25 protein-coding genes and 2 tRNA genes are annotated in these 23,351 nt (G+C 44.7%); 13 read left to right on the top strand and 14 right to left on the bottom strand.

All coding sequences use genetic code 11. The features are described from left to right. Positions 1-104: 104 nt before the first annotated feature. Positions 105-1,001 (bottom strand): helix-turn-helix domain-containing protein, encoded by an 897-nt coding sequence (locus CPIN_RS18795; RefSeq protein WP_012791422.1) that lies wholly within the window; start codon positions 999-1,001, stop codon positions 105-107. 150 nt (positions 1,002-1,151) lie between these two features. Between CPIN_RS18795 and CPIN_RS18790 the strand changes: the two genes are divergently transcribed. Both CPIN_RS18790 and CPIN_RS18785 read left to right on the top strand, forming a co-directional pair. Continuing rightward, positions 1,152-2,135 (top strand): aldo/keto reductase, encoded by a 984-nt coding sequence (locus tag CPIN_RS18790; RefSeq protein ID WP_012791421.1) that lies wholly within the window; start codon positions 1,152-1,154, stop codon positions 2,133-2,135. A gap of 20 nt (positions 2,136-2,155) precedes the next feature. Continuing rightward, positions 2,156-2,959 carry an aldo/keto reductase gene (locus CPIN_RS18785; protein ID WP_012791420.1) on the top strand — a complete coding sequence of 268 codons (804 nt, stop codon included), beginning with the start codon at positions 2,156-2,158 and terminating at the stop codon, positions 2,957-2,959. 83 nt (positions 2,960-3,042) lie between these two features. Here the strand turns inward: CPIN_RS18785 and CPIN_RS18780 are convergent. The 12 genes from CPIN_RS18780 to CPIN_RS18725 form a co-directional block, all read right to left on the bottom strand. Then, positions 3,043-3,116, bottom strand: a tRNA-Arg gene (locus CPIN_RS18780). Positions 3,117-3,250: 134 nt separating this feature from the next. Further along, a complete protein-coding gene (locus CPIN_RS18775; protein WP_012791419.1) occupies positions 3,251-4,093 on the bottom strand; it encodes a sialate O-acetylesterase in 843 nt (280 codons plus the stop codon). Positions 4,094-4,124: 31 nt separating this feature from the next. Continuing rightward, complete coding sequence (locus tag CPIN_RS18770) at positions 4,125-4,679, bottom strand: TetR/AcrR family transcriptional regulator (protein WP_012791418.1); 555 nt, start codon at positions 4,677-4,679, stop codon at positions 4,125-4,127. 131 nt (positions 4,680-4,810) lie between these two features. Continuing rightward, positions 4,811-5,287, bottom strand: coding sequence for a nuclear transport factor 2 family protein (locus CPIN_RS18765; protein ID WP_012791417.1), 477 nt, complete (start codon positions 5,285-5,287; stop codon positions 4,811-4,813). 11 nt (positions 5,288-5,298) lie between these two features. Beyond that, on the bottom strand, positions 5,299-8,463 hold the full coding sequence (locus CPIN_RS18760; protein WP_012791416.1) for a cytochrome c biogenesis protein: 3,165 nt from the start codon (positions 8,461-8,463) through the stop codon (positions 5,299-5,301). A 180-nt stretch (positions 8,464-8,643) separates the two neighbouring features. After that, a complete protein-coding gene (locus CPIN_RS18755; RefSeq protein WP_012791415.1) occupies positions 8,644-9,054 on the bottom strand; it encodes a hypothetical protein in 411 nt (136 codons plus the stop codon). A gap of 4 nt (positions 9,055-9,058) precedes the next feature. Further along, positions 9,059-9,316 carry a hypothetical protein gene (locus CPIN_RS18750; RefSeq protein WP_012791414.1) on the bottom strand — a complete coding sequence of 86 codons (258 nt, stop codon included), beginning with the start codon at positions 9,314-9,316 and terminating at the stop codon, positions 9,059-9,061. A gap of 10 nt (positions 9,317-9,326) precedes the next feature. Continuing rightward, positions 9,327-10,322: a cytochrome c gene (locus CPIN_RS18745; protein WP_012791413.1), complete on the bottom strand. Its 996-nt coding sequence runs from the start codon at positions 10,320-10,322 to the stop codon at positions 9,327-9,329. A 5-nt stretch (positions 10,323-10,327) separates the two neighbouring features. Beyond that, positions 10,328-12,463, bottom strand: a complete 2,136-nt coding sequence (locus CPIN_RS18740) for a cbb3-type cytochrome c oxidase subunit I (protein ID WP_012791412.1) — start codon at positions 12,461-12,463, stop codon at positions 10,328-10,330. Next, positions 12,464-12,790: a DUF3817 domain-containing protein gene (locus CPIN_RS18735; protein ID WP_012791411.1), complete on the bottom strand. Its 327-nt coding sequence runs from the start codon at positions 12,788-12,790 to the stop codon at positions 12,464-12,466. Positions 12,791-12,799: 9 nt separating this feature from the next. Beyond that, positions 12,800-13,267, bottom strand: coding sequence for a hypothetical protein (locus tag CPIN_RS18730; RefSeq protein ID WP_012791410.1), 468 nt, complete (start codon positions 13,265-13,267; stop codon positions 12,800-12,802). A gap of 114 nt (positions 13,268-13,381) precedes the next feature. After that, positions 13,382-14,431 carry a GlxA family transcriptional regulator gene (locus CPIN_RS18725; protein ID WP_012791409.1) on the bottom strand — a complete coding sequence of 350 codons (1,050 nt, stop codon included), beginning with the start codon at positions 14,429-14,431 and terminating at the stop codon, positions 13,382-13,384. 197 nt (positions 14,432-14,628) lie between these two features. Here CPIN_RS18725 and CPIN_RS18720 point away from each other — a divergent pair, with 197 nt between their 5' ends. From CPIN_RS18720 to CPIN_RS18710, 3 genes are all read left to right on the top strand, one after another. Next, on the top strand, positions 14,629-15,486 hold the full coding sequence (locus tag CPIN_RS18720; protein WP_012791408.1) for an AraC family transcriptional regulator: 858 nt from the start codon (positions 14,629-14,631) through the stop codon (positions 15,484-15,486). Positions 15,487-15,569: 83 nt separating this feature from the next. Beyond that, positions 15,570-16,364 carry an inositol monophosphatase family protein gene (locus CPIN_RS18715; RefSeq protein WP_012791407.1) on the top strand — a complete coding sequence of 265 codons (795 nt, stop codon included), beginning with the start codon at positions 15,570-15,572 and terminating at the stop codon, positions 16,362-16,364. Between the two features lie 17 nt (positions 16,365-16,381). Beyond that, entirely contained in the window at positions 16,382-17,008 is a 627-nt protein-coding gene (locus CPIN_RS18710; protein WP_012791406.1) for an NAD(P)-dependent oxidoreductase, read from the top strand. A gap of 97 nt (positions 17,009-17,105) precedes the next feature. Here CPIN_RS18710 and CPIN_RS18705 read toward each other — a convergent pair. Next, positions 17,106-17,179, bottom strand: a tRNA-Arg gene (locus CPIN_RS18705). Positions 17,180-17,325: 146 nt separating this feature from the next. On the opposite strand from CPIN_RS18705, the gene CPIN_RS18700 reads away from it, so the two are divergent. From CPIN_RS18700 to CPIN_RS18665, 8 genes are all read left to right on the top strand, one after another. After that, on the top strand, positions 17,326-17,799 hold the full coding sequence (locus CPIN_RS18700; protein WP_012791405.1) for a 23S rRNA (pseudouridine(1915)-N(3))-methyltransferase RlmH: 474 nt from the start codon (positions 17,326-17,328) through the stop codon (positions 17,797-17,799). Between the two features lie 46 nt (positions 17,800-17,845). Further along, positions 17,846-18,457, top strand: coding sequence for a rhomboid family intramembrane serine protease (locus CPIN_RS18695; protein WP_012791404.1), 612 nt, complete (start codon positions 17,846-17,848; stop codon positions 18,455-18,457). A gap of 84 nt (positions 18,458-18,541) precedes the next feature. Then, positions 18,542-19,396, top strand: coding sequence for an STAS domain-containing protein (locus CPIN_RS18690; protein ID WP_012791403.1), 855 nt, complete (start codon positions 18,542-18,544; stop codon positions 19,394-19,396). A gap of 11 nt (positions 19,397-19,407) precedes the next feature. Beyond that, a complete protein-coding gene (locus CPIN_RS18685) occupies positions 19,408-19,794 on the top strand; it encodes an STAS domain-containing protein (RefSeq protein WP_012791402.1) in 387 nt (128 codons plus the stop codon). Next, positions 19,791-20,201 carry an anti-sigma regulatory factor gene (locus tag CPIN_RS18680; RefSeq protein ID WP_012791401.1) on the top strand — a complete coding sequence of 137 codons (411 nt, stop codon included), beginning with the start codon at positions 19,791-19,793 and terminating at the stop codon, positions 20,199-20,201. The genes CPIN_RS18685 and CPIN_RS18680 overlap by 4 nt, the downstream gene beginning before the upstream one ends. Then, positions 20,186-21,217, top strand: a complete 1,032-nt coding sequence (locus tag CPIN_RS18675; protein ID WP_012791400.1) for an ATP-binding SpoIIE family protein phosphatase — start codon at positions 20,186-20,188, stop codon at positions 21,215-21,217. Before CPIN_RS18680 ends, CPIN_RS18675 begins: the two co-directional genes overlap by 16 nt. A 5-nt stretch (positions 21,218-21,222) precedes the next feature. Further along, on the top strand, positions 21,223-22,839 hold the full coding sequence (locus CPIN_RS18670) for an ATP-binding protein (RefSeq protein WP_012791399.1): 1,617 nt from the start codon (positions 21,223-21,225) through the stop codon (positions 22,837-22,839). A 49-nt stretch (positions 22,840-22,888) separates the two neighbouring features. After that, positions 22,889-23,341, top strand: coding sequence for a response regulator (locus tag CPIN_RS18665; protein WP_012791398.1), 453 nt, complete (start codon positions 22,889-22,891; stop codon positions 23,339-23,341). Positions 23,342-23,351 lie beyond the last annotated feature (10 nt).

The following is a 23,351-nucleotide window of genomic DNA, read 5'->3' as shown; positions in this document are numbered from 1 at the left end:
AAGGTAGCACAATAACAGCAATGATGGGGATAATTCCCGAAGACCTTAAATAGTTAGCTAAGCTAGTTCAAACTTCCTGAAGATGAAATTTCCAATGTGTGCATTTAATTCATCATCCGATAGTCATTCGGCGTAATGCCTACTTTTTGTTTAAATAAACGGGTGAAATGCTGCGGATATTTAAAGCCTAATTCGTACGCAATTTCACTTACAGATTTATTCAGATCAAACACTCTCTCTTTCGCCACATCTATCACTTTTGATTGAATGTACTCCTGCGCAGATCTGCCGGTTTCTTTCTTCACCAGATCACCAAAATAATTGGGGGATAAATGTAGCGCTTCGGCACAATAAGCCACGGAAGGTAAACCTTCGTGCTGCGGTTTATCAGATGAAAAATAGTCTTTCAATAAGTGTTCAAACCGTTCCAGGATGCCTTTGTTTGCATTGTCGCGCGTAATGAACTGCCGGTCATAAAAACGGTTGCAATAATTGAGCAGTAACTCGATGTTGGATGCAATCAGTCCTTTACTATGCTTGTCTATATTTTGATCGAGTTCATACTCGATTTTTGAGAAGCAATCAATCACAATACTTTTCTCTTTATCCGACAGATGAAGCGCTTCATTGACATCATACGAAAAGAAAGAATAATCCTGCATGTGTTTGCCCAATGGCGTGCCGTTTATCAGGTCGGGATGGAAGAGCAATACCCATCCTTTCATGGCAAATGGTTCAACGCCGCGTTCCACACCCACAACCTGTCCTGGCGCTACAAATATCAGACTTCCTTCCTGGTAGTCATAGTGCTTTCTTCCATAGCGCAACTGGCCACAGTTTATTTCTTTCAGCCCCACTGCATACAAACCAAAGTTAAATGACCTGGCGGGCATCGGTTGCGCAATCGAGAGGTCAATCACCGTAATCAGGGGATGTTTGGTAGTTACACCTCGCATGGCATTGTATTGCGCGACGCTGCCAATTTTAACGATCTCTTCCATACCAGATTCTTTTATAGCTACAAAATTATAGGTTCCGGCAATCCCTTTTTATACCGGTCTTCCCAACCAGTAATATTGGTATGAAACCCCGTAATCTGTATACAGAACGGCTCACCCATTCTACACAATTTTACAGCACAAACATACAAAATGAAAACACGACAATTAGGAATCTCAGGATTAGAAGTCTCCGAACTTGGCTTCGGCTGCATGGGATTAAGCCATGGGTACGGTCCGGCAACAAATGAAAACGATGCCATTGCACTCATTCAAAAAGCTTATGAATCGGGCATCACTTTCTTTGATACCGCAGAAGTATACGGACAAGGCGCCAATGAACAACTGGTAGGAAAAGCATTACACGGTGTACGTGACAAAGTAATCATCGCTACCAAGTTTGGCTTTAAAAACGGCAGAAATACAGATGGTTTGAACAGTCGCCCGGAACGCATCCGGCAGGTGGCGGAAAACTCGCTCCGGTATCTGCAAACTGATTATATCGATTTGTTTTATCAACACCGTGTAGACCCGGATGTACCCATTGAAGATGTCGCCGGAACTGTAAAAGATTTAATTGCCGAAGGCAAAGTAAAACACTTCGGTATGAGTGAAGCCGGCCTGCAGAGCATACGCAGGGCGCATGCCGTACAGCCCCTGGCAGCCCTGCAAAGCGAATACTCTATGTTCTGGCGTGAACCTGAACATGAAATCATTCCATTGCTTGAAGAATTAGGCATTGGCTTCGTCCCGTTTAGCCCGCTCGGCAAAGGATTTTTAACTGGTAAGATGAATGCAGACACCGAATTTGACAAGACCGACTGGAGAAATGTCATGCCTCGTTTTTCCAAAGAAAATCGCCAGGCCAATCTAACCATTGTTGACCTTGTCACAAAGATTGCGGGAGAACATAACGCAACGCCAGCGCAGATCGCATTGGCATGGCTGCTGGCGCAGAAGCCATGGATTGTACCGATTCCCGGAACCACAAAAATGGCTCGCTTAGCAGAAAATATAGGCGGTGCAAATATCTCCTTGGGCGATGATGATATAGCCAATATCAATAAGGCTTTAGACAACATCAGCCTTCTGGGAGAACGCTATCCTGCAAGCCTGGCAGGCCTGCAAGGGAAGTAAACAGCCTACACAGTTATAAAATGATGAACATAATATTAAATAACGGCATAAAAATGCCGCTGCTTGGTTTTGGCACTTACTTGCTTCGGGACGGTTCAATGTGTGAACAGGCTGTACTACATGCTTTGAATATTGGCTACAGACTGATCGACACAGCTGCTGCATACTATAATGAGGAATCAGTAGGCAGCGCGATAAAAAAAAGTAACGTCCAACGGGAAGAAATCTTCGTGACCACTAAATTTCTGCCAACTAATACCGGGTATAAAAATGCAAAACACGCCGCTGAGGCATCGCTAAAGAATTTGGGACTTGACTATATTGATCTCTACTTGATTCATCTCCCCCAGGGAGATATAAATTCCTCCTGGACAGCAATGGAAGAATTATATAAAGAAGGTAAAGTAAGGGCTATAGGTGTCAGTAATTTCAATATAAAAGAGGTTCAAAATTTAATTAAGCAACATCGTGTAGTACCAGCAGTCAATCAAGTGGAGACACACCCGTTTTCCCAAAGAGCAGAAATGCAGCAGGCGTTGAAAGCACAAGGCATCCAGCTGGAGTCATGGGCTCCCTTTGCTCAGGGCAAAAAAAATCTTTTTAATAATGAACTTTTAAAAGCGCTTTCAGACAAATATAATAAGAGCATTGCCCAGCTGGTGCTGCGATGGTTAATTCAAAAAGAAGTCGTGGCTATTCCGAAATCAGCAAATGTGAAAAGGATAACTGAAAATTTCAATGTATTTGATTTTGAGTTATCTTCCGAAGATATGACAACTATCAAATCGCTGGATAATGGTCGTGGACTAATCTATCATGTTTAAAAACTTCCAAAATAGCGGACAAGCAAAAGCCGGAGTGTTAGTCTCCGGCTTTTACTATCTTCTCCCACCTGGGAGGAATGCTGTGACCTCGTCTGGATTCAAACCAGAAACCTTCTGATCCGTAGTCAGATGCTCTATTCAGTTGAGCTACGAAGCCATTCCCGTTTTGGGATTGCAAATGTGCGAAAAAAAATCAAACTTCCAAAAAGAGTTTTAATTTTCTCTGATAAAATTTTCTCACAAATGAGCAAGCACTTGTCTAATATACAGACAATATCATCCCGCTAAACACTATTGTATACTACTCGACTCATGCTGAAACTGCGCTACATCTATCTTCCCCGTCGCAAAACGATGCTCCAGTTGAAAGAGCCGCTCCTTACGCGTATGAGCCCTGTTATAAATATCTTCCAGGATCTTACTTTCTTCCGCTAAAGGACTTGTAACAGATGCCCGCCTGCGGAAGGCGGCATAATACCTTACCCCCAGTATACGTAAGGATGTAGCATTGAAATGTAATCCATCCGGATTACTGGTTAACCCTTCTGCTGTCGCAAAATAAGAAAGCGGTGCTGTCTGTGTATAGTGTAACAATGCCTCATTAACCAGCGGATAAGCTCCAAAATACTTTCCATACATACCACTGGTCAGGAAATCGCCCAATCCGCCAACAATAAGGGGCACGTCAGCAGCACGCAATTCCTGTCGTAAAGTATCTATAATTACCTTCAGCTTACGCTCATACTCCGCCGCCTTTTCAGGGAAACAATCACTTTCGCCCTGGTGCCATAGTATGCCTGCCAAAGTACTGCTACGCTGTGCCAGCTTCGCCTGCGATAATGCATGATCAAACAGCGGACCGCCAACTGACCAGTCATCCAGACTGGTGCCGCCGTCCGCACAAGGTATAAAACCGATTTCCACATCTGGATGATCCATACGCCAGGCAGCGCCAAAACTACCCGCCAGACCTATTCCGGCACTGGACCGGTCATTATGGATAGGCTCTGACATCAGCTGCCACCGTCCATTCCGGAGCACTTTGATACCCTCATTAATAATAGCTGGTACCTCCTGACTATAACCACGTCCGGCCATATTCGATTGTCCGATCAATAAAAAAGATGCTATCATCTGTAATAATATGTTATTGTTGATATCCCGTCTACTCCATGCCGATGCTCCTGCGGAAGGAATACCAGGCTAGTTTTTTAATATCATTCTGTGCAATGTCTCCGGACTGATACGCTTGCATGGTGACTGAAATCATCTGTATAAATAACAGCCTTATCCAGGTTGCATTGACATGTTCACTGATCAATTGCCGGCGCTGTAATTCCGGAATCAACTGAAACCAGTTATCCCGGGCCGTCTCATAAGAAGCACTTTGCGGTGTATTTGTCACCCTGTTTTCACTCAGCTGAGCTAATAATTTATGCAGGAAGATATATCGCACCCCACAATCTATACCGGCATACAGCATTCTCTCCAGTTGTATCAATGGATCCTGGGTACTATTACAGGCTTGTAACATGGCTGTTTGCCAGGTTTGCATCATATCCTCCCGACAAGCATCAATCAGGTCTGTTCGGTCTGTAAAGTACCGATGCAGCGTTCGGCGGCTTAAATCGGCCTTTTCTGCTATCCTGTCCACAGGCGCGGAAAAGTCTTCATTCAAGACGGCAATGGCGGCATCTATTATCTTTTGCCTCGTGTCCATGACGCAAAAGTAGGAAATATGTCACAATATTGAGACAAAAAGAAGATATGCGATTAACTATAAACCTGATTCCACCTTGAAAAGATTTAAAAAAGGGGATAACTACCTCGGTAATTATCCCCTGCATAACATTACTTTTTCCAGAGATGAAAAACCTTCGAAATGATCTTCCATTCCCCCTCCTTATACATCAGGGAGAGATAGTCCGTAGAATTCTCCGTAGAAGAAACACCCTCCAGTTCCACCAGTACCATTGCCGTATTCGCTGTCTTGTGAAGGATACTTATATAGGATGTAACACCGGCAGCCGGTCCATGTTTCGCAACGAAGTCATACAAATTATCGACACTTCCTTCCAAGGTACCGACGCCCATAAACCCATACATGATCGCATCCTTATGAAAGGCCTTTTTTAACTTCGCCACATCTCCCAGACGCAGCCCTTCTACATATCCATCTATAACCGCCGTAATCGCTGTATAGTCGGCAGTAGTGTTCGGATTCTTATTCGCTGTCACAAGCTGTTGTCCATCTGTTTTACCATTCCGGCTTTGCGCAAATGATGCAGTACCAGCCAGGCATAACGCCAGGATGAAAAACTTTCTCATGTTGTTAGTTTTTATTGTAAATATTTATTTGAAATGTTAGCAGACTTATTTTCCTGCATGCGTCCCAATGCACGACCTAAACGTCTATATCTGAACAAAGCCGCCAGCGATACAAACGCTACCGTTGCCAACGATAGGTATATCCAGGAAGGTACTGGCATTGGATCCCCTTTTGCATACGAATGCAAACCTGACAGATAGTAGTTGACCCCAAAGTATGTCATGATTACGGTAGAGAACGACACCACAGACAGGAAATTGAACAGGAATTTGCTTTGCATACCTGGTATAAGCCTTATGTGAAGCACAAAAGCATATACGATAACAGAAATAAAGGCCCAGGTCTCTTTTGGATCCCAGCTCCAATAACGACCCCAGCTTTCATTGGCCCACATCCCACCTAAAAAGGTACCGCAGGTAAGCATGAATATGCCGATAATCATCGACAGCTCATTAACAATAGTAAGTTCCCGTAACGACTTTTCTATAAAGTATCTCCTTACTGGATTGTTGACAATATGCAGCAGTAATACAAACATGCCTAATAATGCGCTGAGTCCCAGGAACCCATAGCTGGCGGTAATGATAGCCACATGAATCATCAGCCAATAGGATTTCAGAACAGGTACCAATGGCGTTATCTGCGGATTCATCTGCGCACCGCCATGCGCAAAACCCATTAAAATGACAGCAATCAAGGCGCCCGCAGCAGGAATATAGGAATTACCATTACGGTACAAAAGCAATCCCGACACAAGACCAATAAGACTGATAAACATCACCGCTTCATAGCCATTACTCCACGGCGCATGACCGGAAATATACCATCGTACTACCAGACCGCATGTTTGTAACAAAGCGGCTACCACCAACAACGCGATCAAAGTCCGGATAACATATCGCAGTACTTTGCTCCATTTAAACATAGCTGCAAACGATACACACAACAGTATGGTTCCAATCACTGCGTATAACAGCATCAATTTAAAAAACAGGTTCCAGGAGTTAAACCTGACTTCCCAATCCAGCTTCGTCTGCGAAGGCATGACTGCTGCCCCCGCCGAACGCTGCAATATTCTAAGCTGTTCTAACACCTGGTCCGCTTTGTTCCAGTTACCATGTCTCCGCGCATGTTGAATGGCCTGAAAATAGGTCATCACCAATTCCTCGCCTTTGTTCTGTGGCGCCTGTACCAGACTGACAGATGTCCAGGTATTGTTACTATCTCCGCGAATTGGCAAAATTCGCAGATACGTCCCGCTCAACAGCATTTGAACAACCTGCATCTTATCGTTCAGCTCAATCACCTCCTTATCGTAGTTATCCTGATCAGCGGCCCTTCTCGCAAACGCATTGGTATACTCCTGTTCCAGTAAAAAATGCGCCTCTCCTGCCGTATCCACAGTAAGGAGATGCATAATAGTTGTCAATCCCTGCGCATTTGCCTGTGTACGATTCAAAAGCGCTTTCCCTCCCCGTTCATTTACTTTTATCAGCGGCACATTCAACCATTCTGCCGGGTTAGTCGTTACCGCCAATAAAAACTGGTTGGCATCAAATGCATAATAGCTGTCATGACGATACAGTTTCCTGAGTATTTCCAATGCCAGCGTGTTCACAGGTTCAATCCTGCCATCGATATTCTGGACCGCCAGGTAGCCAAATGCTGCAGCATGCACTTTATCGGGTACATTTCCTGGTACCGGCTGTGCATAGACCGCCCCTCCGCATAACAGACCGACAGCCAATACGATCAATACTTTCATCGAAGAAGCACTCCTTAACTGTTGCCGTAAAACATGAAACCGCGTCCCCTTCCAGAACAGCGTAAAAAACATACCTGCAAACAATAGCACATAACCTATATAAGTCAGACTCGTCCCGGTTACATCATGATTGACGGATAATATCGTCCCCTTTTCATCAGTATCATAACTACTTTGAAAAAAACGGAAACCGCCATAATCCAGCGTATGATTCATGTAAATATCATAGGGTGTCAGACGACCAGCATCATTGACTGTCACCTCCGAAGAAAATGAAGAAGGTGCATTACTACCAGGATATTTTCCAAGCTTGAATTTATCAAGGTGGATATAAAACGGCGTATAATAATACCGGGAACCATATCCCATGTCAATCCTCATATCCTTCAATACAACACTCGTCTGAAAACCGGTAAATCCCCTGCCACCATAAAACGAAACGGTATCACGCGCGTCCCTGACACCAATTTCCATCACTGTCAGATCCGGATCAGCTGTATTTTTCTTCAGATCCCCTTCATAATATACAATCCTGCCCTTACGCGGCATTTCCGGCACGACCAATAACAATCCTGTACTAAAATTATACAAGGCGCGTAAATGAAACGCGTCCTTCCAGTTGACCATACTGACAGAATCAGTCTGTCCCGTAGCCATCACCCGATAACGTGCAGCCAGTGCTGATTGAATGGATAAGCGCCCGCTGTTCATACTTATCGCTATACCATCTGGCACAGCTTTTTCAAATCCAACATCCACGCCCTGCAAAGTCCTGCTTTCCCCTGCTGGTATATAAATGTTCTTGCGACTACCATCCTCTATCGTGACCAGGTGCAGCAACATTGAAGCTCCGGCAGCCGCCATTACAGAATCCTGCGCTCTCGGAATAAAATCCAGCATACGCATTGTGACTTTCTCACCGTAAAAATCATAAGTCGCTTTAAAAGGACGCCGAAACAAGCTAAAGACGCCCGGTGTGTTCGCAGGTAGAAACGCGGCTTTCGTGAAAGGATATTCCTGTGTCTGATTCCCCCTGGATATCTGCGTCTTAAAAAAGGTCGCTTCAGAAATAACCTTATTCTCCAGCTGCCCTTCGCGAATATGCATAGTTCCTTCAAAGCTCAGATAACGGGTAACCGCCCCTCCCAGGAACATAAACAAAAAGGCAATATGAAAAACGAGCAAAGACCACTTATTGCTTCTATAAAGTTTATATCGCACAATATTGCCCAAAAAGTTAACCACCAGCAAAATCATCACCCATTCAAACCACCAGGAATTATACACGAGCTCCTTTGCTGCCGGTGTGCCGAAATCATTCTCAATGAATGTTGCCCATGCCATTGCAAAAGCAAATACGATCAGCAACACCCCCATCGTCCTCGTCGAAAAAAAGACTTTCTTTAACATAATCTGTTTCTAAAACCTCAAATAAAATCCCCCTACACTGTTCACCTGCACATCCGCTATACCAGCTGTAAAATAACACCAGGCAGGAGAACCTGCCCGGTTTCGGGCTGAGTCATTCAATGTATCTATCGGGCTAGACCATGATTTAACTATAATTCAACACAACTACGCTATCGTTCTTTACACAAGCTTTACTGCAACAGAAGTAATCAGATAGTACATTGCCCAGGCGCCGAAGCTGATGATCAGCACATATATCCAGAAAGGGATACTCTGTGGCGTCTCGCTTCCCGTTATGATAAAAGATTGCTGATCACCTTTCCCATATGCATTGATCATTAATGGCACGATACCATCGACGACAGCATTCTCTTTAATCCCTTCTACCGCAACGGCAGGTCCGTTACGCACTTCAAAAGGTATCACCCTGATACCTTCTTTACCTGCAGGATCCTTACTCACAATTTTCAGGGTATGTATGCCGTCGGTCAGTTTGTTGGTATCAAGTTTAAACTGTACTGGCGTCTGTAACGCTGCAGCCGGTGTTGTATCATCATCGATAAAGATGAAGACGGTACTATGATCTTTCATATGATCAATGATTTATGATACTTGTTTTAATATGCCCCTGCATAGACTCATCAGGACGAATCAGCCATTTGACAGACAAAAACAAGGTTATTAATACAAACACCACCGTCACTACAATAATCACATAGTCCCATTGGCTTTCAGGTCCTGTTCCATGGGTGATTCCCCGTAATATTTTTGGCTGCTGCTTTTCACATGCCGGACATGCCAGCGCTGCGTAACTGGAAAACAGCATCACCATAAAGAGGCAAGTTCTTTTCATATCAGTTTTATTACTTTTTTACCTTTTCCATGATAGCTTTCACTTGCGCTTCGGTTACTTTACGACCGTTATTCCCCCACGAACTTCTTTCATGATTCATAATAGCCGCCACTTCGCCGGCGCTTAATTTGTTCAGTGTACCAACAGCCGGCATTTCCCCGAAGCCTTCCTGTACCCTGCCACTATAACCATTCATGATGATATCCACCATTAACTCAGGATCGTCATTTAAGACTATTTTACTGCCTTTTAAGGGCGGGAATGCACCTTTCAGACCTTCACCATTGGGCTGATGGCAACTCTGGCAATTATTAGCGTATAATGCGGCCCCATCGAATTCCTCCACAGCACCCTCTTTATTGCCTGCCACCTGCTCCCGTTTATAGAGAAACAACGGATTCTTTCCATCTGGTAGCTGCACCTGTTGTAAGGATTGCAGATACGCTACTAACTGTAATGCCTCTCTGGTAGCCACTACTTTCTGATGTGTTGACGTTAGGAATGCCTCCGGCACATTCACCACTACATCCCCTTCCTGTACTGAATCTTTGATTGTAAATAACCAGCTGTAAGCGGGCATGATTGACTGCTCTACAACCGTCCTCGGATTAAAAAGATGTACCAGCTGCCAGTCCCGGGAAGGTTGACGCTTGCCTACATTTGTGAGATCCGGTCCTGTACGTTCCGTGCCCATTAATGTAGCCGTATTATGTAACAGGTCGGTACGATGGTTATCAGCATAATCGGCCGCAATACCCGGTCGCCCGCCCCATATCTTGTCCATTTCTACATTGCGCACCTGTTGCGTATGACAGGCCACACATCCGTTTGCCACAAACAAAGCCTTTCCTTTTACAGCATCTTCGCTGAGCACCGGTGCATCTGGTAACGGCGCATTGTTCTGCTCATTTGAAATGGCAGGTAATATGGCCACACCGAGGGTGAGCACTAAAAACAATCCCAATGCCGTGCTGTATAGTGTCTTATGATTATCGAACAGTTCCATAGCGTTTATTGAATCGGAAATGAAATGGAGCCATTTAAATACTGCTCACTTAATTTTTTCAAAGCGGCGTCTTTTATATCGGGGGCGGCACTTGCCTGCAACATCTTATACATGTTGTAGGCAAACACAAGGTGTGCGGTCCACATAAGGCTGCCGCCTATTGCGCGCCATAGCCAGTACGGCGCCATAAATACCACACTATCTATAAATGGTTTACCGGATTGCCACATGATCCCCCTGTATGTAGCGCCATACATCAAGGGAACAGTATAGAATAACAGTCCGATCAGCGCCATCCAGAAATGAATACCTACAGCCACCTGGGGTGGTTCTTTGCCGGTTAATCTAGGCACAACCGTATAGATAGCCGCCCACAGCAAAAACGTGATAATACCATACATTGTAATGTGCGAATGCGCTACTGTAAAGTCTGTAAAATGCCATATCAGGTTGGTATAACGGAATGCTTCCGCAGTGCCCTGCATAGAGCCGGTGAAATAAAACACCAGGCCCACCAGGAAGAAAGGAAGTGTATAACTACTGGCCAGTTTATGCCATTCCTTACGGAAAGTCATGAAAAAGTTAGTACTCCCTGACGTTACCGGAATCAGCATACCGGCACTGCCAACAATTGCGACTGTCTGCAGCCACCAGGGAATAGAACTGAACACAAAATGATGCGTACCGATCACCGTATAGAAAATAATCTGTGACCAGAAAGCCAGTATACCCAGACTATAAGAATAGATAGGACGATTGAGCTGCTGTGGCAGGAAGTAATAAGTAACACCTAACATAAAGAGCATAAACCACATGCCCACGCCCTGATGCATATAATACCCCTGAATAATCGTTTCTCCGAGACCGTCCTGCCAGAAAGGTAAATATGCCACCAATACAATGACGATCGCAAATATGACTGCTGAAACAATGTACCAGTTAGATATATAAATTTCCCTGGACGTCCTTCTGGCAATCGTCTGCAGGAAGTTCACAAGCGTAATACACAAACCGCCGGCAAACAATGCCATCACCGGCCATATGTATTCCCTGTATTCTCCTCCCGCATTATTGATGCCTGCCATCAGGCAGATGGAACCCGATACGACAGCAGCGTTTACAAGGATAAGCGTATACCATCCTTTCTTCAGACTGGCAATTGACGTATTACTAACTCTCGGAACAACATAATAACCCAAGCCCAGCATGGCCAGTGATGCCCATCCCCAGAAAACAGCATTGGTATGTACCGGCCGCAATCTGCCAAAACTCAGCCAGCTTACATGATCTACGTCAGGACTGATAAATTTTATCCCGACATACTCACCGACTGTTGTCCCAAACAAAAGCCAGAAGGTGGCAGTACCCAGAAACCAGCATACCAGTTTCCCCAATGCAGGATCAACAGGCGGACGTGCTGCCGACGCTTTTTTACGTGTAATGAAATTGATGCTATTTTCATTACTGACTTCACTCAACAAACCTTTGTGATCATCGGCAGCTTGCGTCCCTGCCAGTTCTTCATGATTCAATGAATAATCGAGCGCTGTTTTACGTTGTGATAATTCATCCAGCATCTCCGAATCATGCAGGTTTTCCAGATAAGCCGCCAGCTGGCCGGCGTCCTCCCGGTATACTTTACGGCGGTAATTATCAATCACCCTCCTCAGTTTGAAAATCATCAACGCTATGCCGACCAGCACCGGAATTAATATCAATATGATGGTGATCAGAATACCTGTCTGATTCATTAATTTAGTCGGTTTAAGATCCTGCGCCTGGCTAGACAGACTACATCCCAGCGCAACCAATACCAGCATATTAATTTTAGTCCGCTGTTTAAGCTGCAGCAATACCCCCAGCTGATGACGGTTCAATTGGCTGACATGCCCCGTAATGCTTTCATGTGAAGATTGCTGACGTCTTACTTTACGGAACCTGAACACACTCTGCAAACGATACTTCATATACAATGCTAATTGCAGTATTACCGCCAGCAGTATTAAACAGCATGTCAATAAGCCGGCTGCGGAGTCCAGTGAAAAGAAAGCTTTTCCCTTTACCTGCGCCTGCGCACAATATATACTCACCATTAACACCGCTGCTGTTAACAGTATTCGCTTTAACCAATGTTGTTTCATTTATTTATTTTTTGATGCTGCCTCCGCTTCCTTTTTTAGTATATGTTTGTCAACGTAGAATGTTGCGAACGGGATGACACAGGAGATTAAAATCCTGACTGTTGTCTTTGTGAAGCTCCATTGCCGCTCCACCCCGACACTCAGGGTCAGCACAATAAACACGAGAAACAATATGCCGTGTACCGGTCCTATGATGCGGACTAAAACCGGATCACCTGCCCAATATTTCAGCGGAACAGCAATACCGGCCAGTAGCAGCAACGATATACCCTCCATATAACTTACAAGCCTGAGACGGCCTAAAGATGTTTTAAAGAAAGATTCCATGCGGATTGCTTAAATGTGAAGAAAACGTAGCCAGGGTCGTTGCGCAAGAGGAGAAAACGGCCATGGGATAGCAATTAATAGGACGGCCAATGCCATCAGAAACCATCTTAATATCACCTGATACTTTTCCTGATCTCCTGCAATTCTCTTTGCCCTCGCCGACCCGATAGTTATCAGCACAATAACGAGGATCATAAGAGAGATATGCACGTATCTGAAGAAAGTATAATCACCGAATGGCGCCACCTGCATACCGGTGATTTTCATGTTTACCAGCGGACTTAGCATATAAATCGTCATTCCGATGACCAGTTGGATATGAGAAATGGTTGTCGTCCAGTTGCGGATCGCATTAGCCCTTTCCGTAAAGGGCAGCCGCTGGCTCACACCGCGCCAGGCAGTGTAAATGGCATAGCAAAGACTTCCCAACATCAGCCACCGGAGTAGCGAATGCAGTACTAACAAAACGAAATACATGTATTGAGATTTTATTTCAGAAACAATAGGAAAGGCAAATAGTCTTCTGCACACACAGGTATCCGTGCATATCAATAACAGGCAGGTCTTGTCACCAACATTATAAGCTGCGCATTAAACAGGAAACAGTTCGTGTTCGCCGGTATCTTTCAATGAAGTACGAAAAGCGCGGCGGTAGTCTGAAGGAGTGATAGCAAGTTGCCGCAGAAATATACGTCGCATGGTGATCAGATTACCGAACCCACATTGCTCAACAATCCGCTCCAGCAGCATATCTGTATCCTCAAGAAATACGCGGGCCTTCTCTACCCGCAGTTTTTCTATAAATTTTGCAGGAGGCATACCGGTATGCTTTTGCAATACACGCGTCAGATTACGGACGCTCATGTTGAAGTTCTCAGCGATCTTGTTAAGATCTACAGGCTCATGAAGCCGTTCATTCAGCCAGAGCTTCAGCTTTTGTCCGATGTTGGTATTGTCATAAACAGGAAGCAGGTTGCCAAATTGTGCCTGCACACCCGGCCTCCTCAGATAAAACACCAGCTGGCGTGCCACCCCCACAGCAATCTCTTTTCCATAGTCTTCCTCAACAAGCGCAAGGGAAAGATCTATTCCCGAAGACACACCAGCCGATGTATACACATGACCATCCTGGATAAAAAACGCATTCCCATGTACATCTATCGACGGATACTGTGCTTTTAATTTTTCCGCTACCTCCCAGTGTGTAGTCGCCTTCCGGCCATCCAACAGCCCCGCTTTTGCCAGGGCAAAAGTGCCGGCACAAACCGACCCTATCCGACGGGTATTCTGTTCATTAATACCCGATAACCACTCGTAAAACGGCGTAAACTCATCAATCGTTAACTGGCAGTAGTCATCTCCCGCAACGATCAGCGTATCAATTGGCGTCTGTATATCCATTGCGCAGTATAGACAATTCACCTCAATACCGGCGGAAGTGGTCACTCTTTTATCATAGGTGGGGGCTACTACCCTTACCTCATATCCCTCGTTGGCGCCCCTGGCCTGTAAAAACCTGTCAGCATTGGTAAATACATCCGCAGGCCCGGTAAAATCAAGCAACATATGCCTGGTCATCGCCACAATGACTACCAGTTTCCGCTGCCCTGCCGCATTTCCATTGTCTTTACTAACATTCATGACGCAAAATTAGCTACAGGACCAATTGTCTCAAAGGACATTAATTATACATTTTGGGACAGGTATTTAAACCACTTTATAGTTATCTTACTACTTTTAACCTGAATGAAAGTAGCAAGATATCTATAAAATGGTTCAGTCATTTAGACCACCAGGTCAAATGCCCCTTGATTATTCAATAACGCTTATTATCTACTTTGAAAAAACAACAGAAACATATCCCGCAATTCAAGCTCACCGAAGACGCAAGTACTGGTGTCCTGATTGCCCCCATGCACGAAGGCATAAAAGCCGGACATAACATTACCGATGCACACCGGGATGATCATTACAGCCTGATGTTTGCTTTCACGGGCCATTACCATTTAAAAATAGATTTCGAAGACCTTATTGCGACAGCGCCATTTGTGCTGAAGATCGCTCCCGGCCAGGTGCACCAACTTATTAAAAGCAGTGATCATAGCGGATGGGTCCTGGCAATAGAAGAGTTTGTGCTGGAACCTGAATTACAACACTACCTGCTGACGGGATTATCCCATCCTATATTACTACAAGATGCACATGATTTGCTAACCCGCATTCAAGCGGTCATGAAACTGGCATTTGATCTGCAAAGTCATTCCCCTGATGTATTCACCCAAAAATCAATATTATTTCTGGTTCACGCGCTATTCTGTCTGCTGATGTCAGCTGCTGAAAATAAGGAGTTGTCGGATGCAAAAGAAACCAGGGGGCATATCACCGAACAGGCTTTCCTGCAACTGCTGAAAAAGCATTTTAAAGACTGGAAAAAACCCGGACAATACGCCTCCGCACTATCTATCACCACCTCGCACCTGAATGATATCCTGCGGGAGACAACAGGACTTTCTACGTCGATGCATATTCAACATCACATTATACTGGAAGCCAAAAGGCTGCTGTATTTTACCGATCTGGAAGTTCGGGAAATCGCCTTTAAGCTTGGTTATGATGATGGGGTTTACTTTGGAAAGCTGTTCAAGAAAGTCACGCACTATACCTGTTTGGAGTTCCGAAAACAATTCCGCGATTAGGACTATCATTTCCCGCTTTTGACCTATTCTAAGCCCTGAACGGGCGATAGTTTTGCAGTACAATAATTACAAAAATGAAAGTGATGCAAAACGAAATAGAAACAACGCTGATCATAGATGCCGTCAAACAAATAGGCAAACAGTTTCTCGATAATTATAAAAAGAAAGAAATTCCGAAAACCAAAGATGCCTTCCTTACACAGCTCGAAGAAATTGAGACTACCTGTTTCAACTTTTTAAAACCACTTATAAATCAGCATTACCCTCATATCCCCTGGGTAGCTGATGACGAGTTTGATCCGACCGCCCAATTGCAACCTGCAGATTATGAGCAATACTGGCTTTGTGATACCATGGACGGCGCTGTACAATATATTCAGCATTTGCCAGGCTGGACCATCAACCTGGTACTTATCCGCAATGGACAACCTTATTTTTCCGTGATTTACGATCCAATTTGCGACGAGGTGTTTTCGGCCAGACAATCAGCAGGCGCCTATCTGAACGGATCACGGATCAAAACCGGCGTGAAAGCCGATACCGATGTCATGGTTGCGGTTTTTGAATACGGTCATCAGGCTAAAAACACAAGCAACTTCGAACAGAAAATAGCGAGTTCCGTAGCACACCTTATCAAAACCTTTGGTGTAGTCAGAAACTATGGTCCTCATGCCTTACAGTTAGCTCACGTAGGCGCAGGCAGAATTGACTTATTCCTGCAGGAAGATCTGGATACGCATAACTGGCTGGCAGGAATGCTGATTGCGCAGGAAGCCGGAGCAGAGTTACTGACATCAGATGGACAGCCCTGGATGTGGGGAACTGAAAATCTGTTGGTGGCCAGAAAAGAAATCGCAGCATTGTATTTAGCGTCTTAATTTAATATAAGAAAGAAATGAGAATTGCAATTATAGGTGCCGGCGCAGGGATCGGCTTAGCCACCGTCATGCAGGCCTTGCAAAAGGGACATACCGTAGTCGCACTGTCAACCAACGTTACAGCAATACCGGATCATCCACATCTGATCACCATAAAAGGGAGTGCCACGGTTACCGCAGATTTGAAAAAAGTAATGGAAGGCGCCGATGCGGTGTTGATCACAGTAGGCACTAAAAATAAAAAGGCGACCCATTTATTTTCAGATATCGCAAAGGCCGTCGTTCAACTAACGAATGAATTGGATTTTTCCGCACCGGTGATCACCATTACAGGGTTTGGTGCCGGACAAAGCAAAAGTTACCTTAGCTTTTTTATGAAAACTGTCATTCGGCTTTTTCTAAAAGATCAGTACATCAATAAAACCCTGATGGAAGAAATTTTTGCCTCCAGTAAGGTCAACTGGGAAATCGTCCGCCCCGGAATGCTGACTAACAATGCTTTGACTACATCCTACAAAGCATTACCCGAACTTAAAAAAGGAATGAAGGTTGGAAAAATTTCAAGGGAAGATGTTGCTCATTTTCTGATAGAGGAAACTGAAAAACAACAATATTTAGGCAAATATGTGGCGCTTTCTTATTAACTGGTAGGAAACCTACAGATCAAAGATCTGAAATAAATTACAAACAAAGTATTGATATAAAAAAAGAGGATAACTACAAATGCAGTTATCCTCTTTGTGACCTCGTCTGGATTCAAACCAGAAACCTTCTGATCCGTAGTCAGATGCTCTATTCAGTTGAGCTACGAAGCCATTCCCTTTGTTGGGATTGCAAAGGTAAGAATATTTTCATATCCACCAAATTTTTGAAATATTTTTTTTGTTTGATTCATAACAAACAGGTTACGTACATTTACCGCCCGTCTCTCCCGACGGATAGGTGACCAAATATTTGTACGGTGAAAATACAACTCTGGAGTATAGGAAAAGAGAATGACCCATATATAAGGGACGGTATTGCTATCTTTCAAAAGCGACTGCAACATTATGTCGACTTTGAACTAAAGCTGATCCCGACCGTGAAACAGGCCGCCAGTCTCTCCGTGCCGGAACTGAAAAAACAGGAAGGTAAAATGATACTGGATATGCTGCAACCACAGGATTACCTGGTAGCCTTGGATGAATATGGGAAAATGCAGACAACCATGCAACTGGCTGATTTCATCCAGCAACGTGCCAATGCAGCAACCCGGCAGGTGATATTCCTGATTGGTGGCGCTTTCGGACTGGATACTGCCGTCCTGGAAAGAGCACAACTTAAATTATCGCTGTCCCCCCTCACCTTCCCGCACCAGCTGGTGAGACTGATCATGACCGAACAACTCTACCGGGCCTATACGGTCATTAACCGGGAGAAATATCATCATCAGTAAAAATTCAGTATCATTACATTCTCATCAATTAAATTACGCATTCCGAATGGCATTGACACTTAGCATATCAATTATCGTCATCACCTGTATCATATCCATCACGTCCTTCAATAACGAACAACGTGTGGCAGATCTCAGTATGTGGCCGTATCTGGTAAAAGAAAAGAAACAATACTACCGTTTTATCACCTCTGGCCTTGTACATGCTAATTTCATGCACCTGGCCTTCAATATGTTTACGCTCTTTTTCTTTGGTGGCTTCATCGAACGCCAGTTCGAAGTCATCTTCCAGAGCAAACTTTATTATCTGCTGTTCTATATATTAGGGTTAATCCTTTCAGATATTCCGACTTTCCTCAAACATAGAAACAATCCCGACTACCAGACGATCGGAGCTTCCGGCGCCGTTTCTGCGGTGGTATTTGCAGCCATTCTCTTTAACCCCTGGGCGACGATATATGTATTTGTCATCCCAATGCCTGCTATCCTTTATGGTGTTGTGTATCTCGGCTATACGATTTATATGTCCCGTCAGGAAAGCAACGGTATTAACCATGACGCACACCTCTGGGGCGCTGTATTCGGCATTTTGTTCCCTTTAATCTTTGAACCAAGGATCGGACAACTGTTTCTCTACCAGCTGACGCATCACTTCTAGTAGCGGCTTCTTCCTTTTCCGGTTTGCTTTTTGCTAAGTGTTCGACGGACAATATGCGCCATTAAGCTAAAACAAGCCACACATATGAAGCTAGACACAGCTAAAGTTTTGCAGAAAAGGAAAAAACAGATTCTCGAATTGTGGATGAAGAACCAATTAGTGGATTTTTCTCTACGGGAAGACCTTATGTCGAACGACGAACTCAGCGTACAATCAGAAGAACTTGTAGACGTTTTACTACAAGCTTTAAGCAGTTCTAGTCTGGATGATGTACAATCAAACGCTCTGGAACCTGTCTATGAAGTACTGGAAGGTATTTCTATTTCCCGGGCTAAACAGGGTTATTCTCCGAGAGAAACAGGCACTTTTGTGTTCAGCCTGAAAGACGCATTATTATCCGTTCTGCAACAGGAAATCAAAAATGACCCTATTCAGTTGCTGGACGAAAGCCTGAAGGTCAGCAAACTGATCGACAGCCTCGGCATCGTTACATTTGAAACGTTTATTAAAGGAAGAGAAGAAGTGATTCTGCGTCAAACCGACGAGATAGCCGAAATCTCCACCCCCGTTATCCGTGTATGGGACGGCATTGTTGCCATGCCTATTATCGGCACCCTGGACAGCTCCCGTACCCAGGTCGTAATGGAGAACCTCTTACAGGAAATAGTAGATACATCCAGCAGCATCGCCATCCTGGATATCTCCGGCGTTCCTGCCGTTGATTCCCTCGTTGCACAACACCTTATTAAAACTGTCAGCGCGACGCGCCTGATGGGAGCGGAATGCATTATCAGCGGTATTCGACCTGAAATCGCTCAGACAGTCGTTCACCTGGGTATCGACCTGTCTGGTATCGTTACCAAAGCTACACTGGCAAGCGCCCTAAGATATGCATATTCGCTTTTACAGTTAGAAGTAAGAAAAGTAGTTGCAAAGTAAAGTAGGAATTAATGGACAAAATACCCATTCTCAAAATTGGCCACTTCCTGATGGTAGCCATTCAGGTTGACTTATATGACAGACTTGCGCTTAATCTGGAAGCTGACCTGGTACAGGCTGTAAGTAAGACTGGCGCCAGAGGCGTATTAATTGATATCTCTTCTGTTTCTATCGTAGACTCCTTTATGGGAAGAATACTGGGAAACATAGCAAATATGAGCAGAATTCTCGATGCGGATACGGTAATTGTTGGTATGCAACCCGCTGTAGCCATCACACTCGTAGAATTGGGATTGCCGCTGAAAGGCGTTCAGACTGCGCTGAATGTAGAAAAAGGAATGGAATTGCTACAGCAGAAAATGAAGATCACCGAAGAAGCTGAGGAACCTGAGGAATGATAGTACTATCCAGCGATAATATGCGCATTGCGAAAGAGTTGGATATGGTAGTTTTCAGAAACCGATTGAAGGAATTTGCCGTCAAAATTGGCATGGGCCTCGTCAATCAGACTAAACTGATCACTGCCGCCAGCGAGCTATCCCGAAACATATTACGATATGCGGGAGAAGGTACTGTCCTCATAGAAATAGTCAACGGCCAACGCCAGAACGGTGTCCGGGTTACCTTTTCAGATAATGGCCCGGGCATTCCAAACGTAGACCAGGCTATGAAAGACGGTTTCTCTACCGGTAAAAGCCTCGGATTGGGGCTGCCGGGGGCAAAACGTCTCGTGAGTGAATTTGATATTAAAAGTACGGTGGGTAAAGGAACCACCATTACAATCACTAAATGGAAGAATGGATAACCGGACGGCATATCAGTTTTAATATTGAAGATAGAAGTTATCTGTCGTTATTGAAGCGTGAAGTGCACCGTCTTTCTGTACAGTGCGGACTGAGTGAAAAAAAGATCGCTGAAATCGATATCGTCGTCGCCGAAATCGGCTCCAATATTATCAAACATGCCGGTAGTGGAGAAGTGCTCGTTATGCTCACTGACCACCCACAGCCAGCTATTGAAATTATCGGAATTGACGCAGGACCCGGTATCGCAGATCTGGCAAGAATGATGCAGGATGGTGTATCCACCACTAATACGCTTGGGCAAGGACTTGGCGCTATCAGAAGGCTGTCCGACTTCCTTCAGGTATACTCCGTAAAAGGCTGGGGAACGATTACGCTGGCCAGATTTAACACCAGAACTACTGACCAGACATCGTTTCCACCTAAACCGGGACCGGAAATACGTACGCTGCTGGTGGCCAAACCAGGCGAAAGAGCCTGCGGAGATGGCTACTTTGTAAGCACAGATAAAGCTGGCATCCGTCTGTTTCTCGGCGATGGACTCGGACATGGCATAGAAGCTAACAAAGCCGCCGCAGCAGCTATTAGTTCTTTCAGATATTGTATGCTGACGGATCTCAGCGAGGTAATCAGACAGGTACATGAAGATGTTAAACGTACACGCGGACTGGTAGGTAGTATCGCCGTTTACAATTACAGGTCAAGAAAATGGCTGCTTTGCGGTGTAGGAAACATACATACCCGTATGTGGACTGCCGCCGCATCAAAAACCTACCTCCCGTACAACGGTATCATTGGGCATAATCTGCCCCGTACCATCAATGAGCAAGAGGTAGAACACCCCGCCGGGAAAGAACAGATCCTCATTATGTGCTCAGACGGTATCAGAACACGCTGGGAAATGACGCGCTATCCCGGCATATTCAGATACGATATGTCGGTGCTGGCCGCCGCAATTTATAAAGATAATGCACGTAAAACAGATGATATGTCGGTAGTAATTGTTAAAGTAAAATAAAGCTAATGCAGGAAATAACCCGGATCACGCTCGATACTGATATGGACCTGGTGCTGGTGCACAAGCGTACAATGAAACTGGGTGAACTGGCCGGCCTCTCTCTGGCCTCTCAGACCACCTTTGCTACAGCTGCCTCTGAAGTAGCCAGACATGTCATTGAATATGGACACAACGCAGTATTGATACTAGGCATCCGTGCCGATATCAAAGATTCGGAGAAATTCCTGATAGCGAAAGTACTGGACCGCAATATCAACCTTACCGAAAAGATCAATGAAAACCTGGTCTATGCCAAACGACTAGTAGATCATTTTACACTGGACCGGACGGACAAAAGCATTGAGATTACGCTGGAATTCAGAATCCCCGGCGCACATAAGATAATTGGTAGCCGCATAGAACAATGGATCTCTTCTTTTAGTGTCGAACAACCTGTATCACCTTATGATGAAATTAAACGTAAGAACAAACAATTACAGGAACTGGCCGAAAAGCTGAAAGCAAGCGAAACACAATACAGAGATGTTACCAATGCCTTACCATTGATCATCTTCTCTGTAAACCAGGAGGGCGAATTATTGTATGCTAACAGCTGGCTGAAAACATTAACCGGCTACGAAGCCACCGAACTAAATGAGAACAAATGGAAACCGGTTCTTAGAGAACAGGAATTCACATTTGCCTGGGAAAACTGGTGGCAGCATGTAACAGAAGGGACCTCCTTCAAGCGTGAACTTGAGTTAAAAAACATACTGACCGGCGACTTCATCTGGCACCTGGTCACCGTTATGCCAGTAACAGACGAAACAGGTGAAGTCACATACTGGACCGGTTCCATAGTAGATATCCATGCACAAAAGGTCATGGAACAAACACTGAGAGACAACAAGGAGCTGAAAGAAATGAAACTGCTGCTGGAAGAAAAAGTAGGTGAACTGAATCGCAGCAACCAGGAACTCGAACAATTCGCATACGCGGCATCTCACGACCTCCAGGAACCATTAAGAAAAATCGTTTACTACAGCGACTATCTGAATAAGCACTATTCAGAACAAATCGATGAACGTGGTAAACTTTACTTCGGAAACATGATGAGCGCTAGTCAGCGAATGACACAGCTGATCCACGATCTGCTGAATTTCTCGCGTATATACCGCGAAAATCTGCACCTGGTAAAAACAGATCTGAATGCACTGGCCACTGAAGCAATGAACGACCTGGATCTCGCTATCAAAACCAAACATGCACAGATAGAAGTAAGCCAGCTACCTGTCATCTCCGTTTATCCGATGCAGATGCGGCAGTTGTTCCAGAACCTGTTGTCAAATGCGATCAAGTTCTCAGATGAAAAACGAGCGCCCTGCGTGAAAGTATATGCAGAGGCAAACGGCAAAGATGTGCAGCTGATTTTTGAAGATAACGGGGTTGGTTTCGAAGAAAAATACCTGGATAAAATGTTCAGCTTATTTCAACGCCTGCATTCGCGTGAGAAATACGCTGGCACAGGCATAGGGCTCGCCATATGCAAGAAGATAGCCGACTTGCACAATGGTACCATTACGGCCAGCAGTCAGCCTGGAAATGGTGCAAAATTTATATTGACCCTGCCCTCGGTTGCGTAACCTGGCAGGAATATTTGGTTTTTCATTTTAAAGAAAGAATTTATCAGTTATGGATAATACTGTAAAGATATTACTGGCAGATGATGATCTCGAAGATCGTTTCATCATGCAGGATGCCTTTAACGCGATAAATCTGCCGGAAGTCCCACTCCTGGTGGAAGATGGAGAAAAAGTGCTGGAGTACCTTTCCGAAACTCAACGCAATGCAGGCGTCTTGCCTTCACTGGTAGTGCTTGATCTGAATATGCCACGCCTGAGTGGTACACAAACCCTACGCGAACTGAAAAGTCGCGATGCCTATAAAGACATCCCCGTTATCATCTTCTCTTCTTCTCTGAACGTAATAGAGATGCATGAATGTAAACAACTGGGCGCCCTGTCTTATATGGTGAAACCTTTTACCTATGAAGAGTACCTGTTGTCAGCACAGCATTTTTATGACTTCTGCATAAAGAAGCGTTCTTTTCCTGAGTTCAACAGTCTCATAAATAACTTTAAATAATAAGGGAGGC

The organism is Chitinophaga pinensis DSM 2588 (assembly GCF_000024005.1).
In the GTDB taxonomy this organism is placed as follows: domain Bacteria; phylum Bacteroidota; class Bacteroidia; order Chitinophagales; family Chitinophagaceae; genus Chitinophaga; species Chitinophaga pinensis.
This window is presented reverse-complemented; position numbering and strand designations above follow the sequence as displayed.

Bases quoted from the DNA above. Each gene is read 5' to 3' on its own strand.
- CPIN_RS18795 (WP_012791422.1), bottom strand. From the start codon at position 1,001: ATGGAAGAGATCGTTAAAATTGGCAGCGTCGCGCAATACAATGCCATG.
- CPIN_RS18790 (WP_012791421.1), top strand. From the start codon at position 1,152: ATGAAAACACGACAATTAGGAATCTCAGGATTAGAAGTCTCCGAACTT.
- CPIN_RS18785 (WP_012791420.1), top strand. From the start codon at position 2,156: ATGATGAACATAATATTAAATAACGGCATAAAAATGCCGCTGCTTGGT.
- CPIN_RS18775 (WP_012791419.1), bottom strand. From the start codon at position 4,093: ATGATAGCATCTTTTTTATTGATCGGACAATCGAATATGGCCGGACGT.
- CPIN_RS18770 (WP_012791418.1), bottom strand. From the start codon at position 4,679: ATGGACACGAGGCAAAAGATAATAGATGCCGCCATTGCCGTCTTGAAT.
- CPIN_RS18765 (WP_012791417.1), bottom strand. From the start codon at position 5,287: ATGAGAAAGTTTTTCATCCTGGCGTTATGCCTGGCTGGTACTGCATCA.
- CPIN_RS18760 (WP_012791416.1), bottom strand. From the start codon at position 8,463: ATGTTAAAGAAAGTCTTTTTTTCGACGAGGACGATGGGGGTGTTGCTG.
- CPIN_RS18755 (WP_012791415.1), bottom strand. From the start codon at position 9,054: ATGAAAGATCATAGTACCGTCTTCATCTTTATCGATGATGATACAACA.
- CPIN_RS18750 (WP_012791414.1), bottom strand. From the start codon at position 9,316: ATGAAAAGAACTTGCCTCTTTATGGTGATGCTGTTTTCCAGTTACGCA.
- CPIN_RS18745 (WP_012791413.1), bottom strand. From the start codon at position 10,322: ATGGAACTGTTCGATAATCATAAGACACTATACAGCACGGCATTGGGA.
- CPIN_RS18740 (WP_012791412.1), bottom strand. From the start codon at position 12,463: ATGAAACAACATTGGTTAAAGCGAATACTGTTAACAGCAGCGGTGTTA.
- CPIN_RS18735 (WP_012791411.1), bottom strand. From the start codon at position 12,790: ATGGAATCTTTCTTTAAAACATCTTTAGGCCGTCTCAGGCTTGTAAGT.
- CPIN_RS18730 (WP_012791410.1), bottom strand. From the start codon at position 13,267: ATGTATTTCGTTTTGTTAGTACTGCATTCGCTACTCCGGTGGCTGATG.
- CPIN_RS18725 (WP_012791409.1), bottom strand. From the start codon at position 14,431: ATGAATGTTAGTAAAGACAATGGAAATGCGGCAGGGCAGCGGAAACTG.
- CPIN_RS18715 (WP_012791407.1), top strand. From the start codon at position 15,570: ATGCAAAACGAAATAGAAACAACGCTGATCATAGATGCCGTCAAACAA.
- CPIN_RS18710 (WP_012791406.1), top strand. From the start codon at position 16,382: ATGAGAATTGCAATTATAGGTGCCGGCGCAGGGATCGGCTTAGCCACC.
- CPIN_RS18695 (WP_012791404.1), top strand. From the start codon at position 17,846: ATGGCATTGACACTTAGCATATCAATTATCGTCATCACCTGTATCATA.
- CPIN_RS18690 (WP_012791403.1), top strand. From the start codon at position 18,542: ATGAAGCTAGACACAGCTAAAGTTTTGCAGAAAAGGAAAAAACAGATT.
- CPIN_RS18685 (WP_012791402.1), top strand. From the start codon at position 19,408: ATGGACAAAATACCCATTCTCAAAATTGGCCACTTCCTGATGGTAGCC.
- CPIN_RS18680 (WP_012791401.1), top strand. From the start codon at position 19,791: ATGATAGTACTATCCAGCGATAATATGCGCATTGCGAAAGAGTTGGAT.
- CPIN_RS18675 (WP_012791400.1), top strand. From the start codon at position 20,186: ATGGAAGAATGGATAACCGGACGGCATATCAGTTTTAATATTGAAGAT.
- CPIN_RS18670 (WP_012791399.1), top strand. From the start codon at position 21,223: ATGCAGGAAATAACCCGGATCACGCTCGATACTGATATGGACCTGGTG.
- CPIN_RS18665 (WP_012791398.1), top strand. From the start codon at position 22,889: ATGGATAATACTGTAAAGATATTACTGGCAGATGATGATCTCGAAGAT.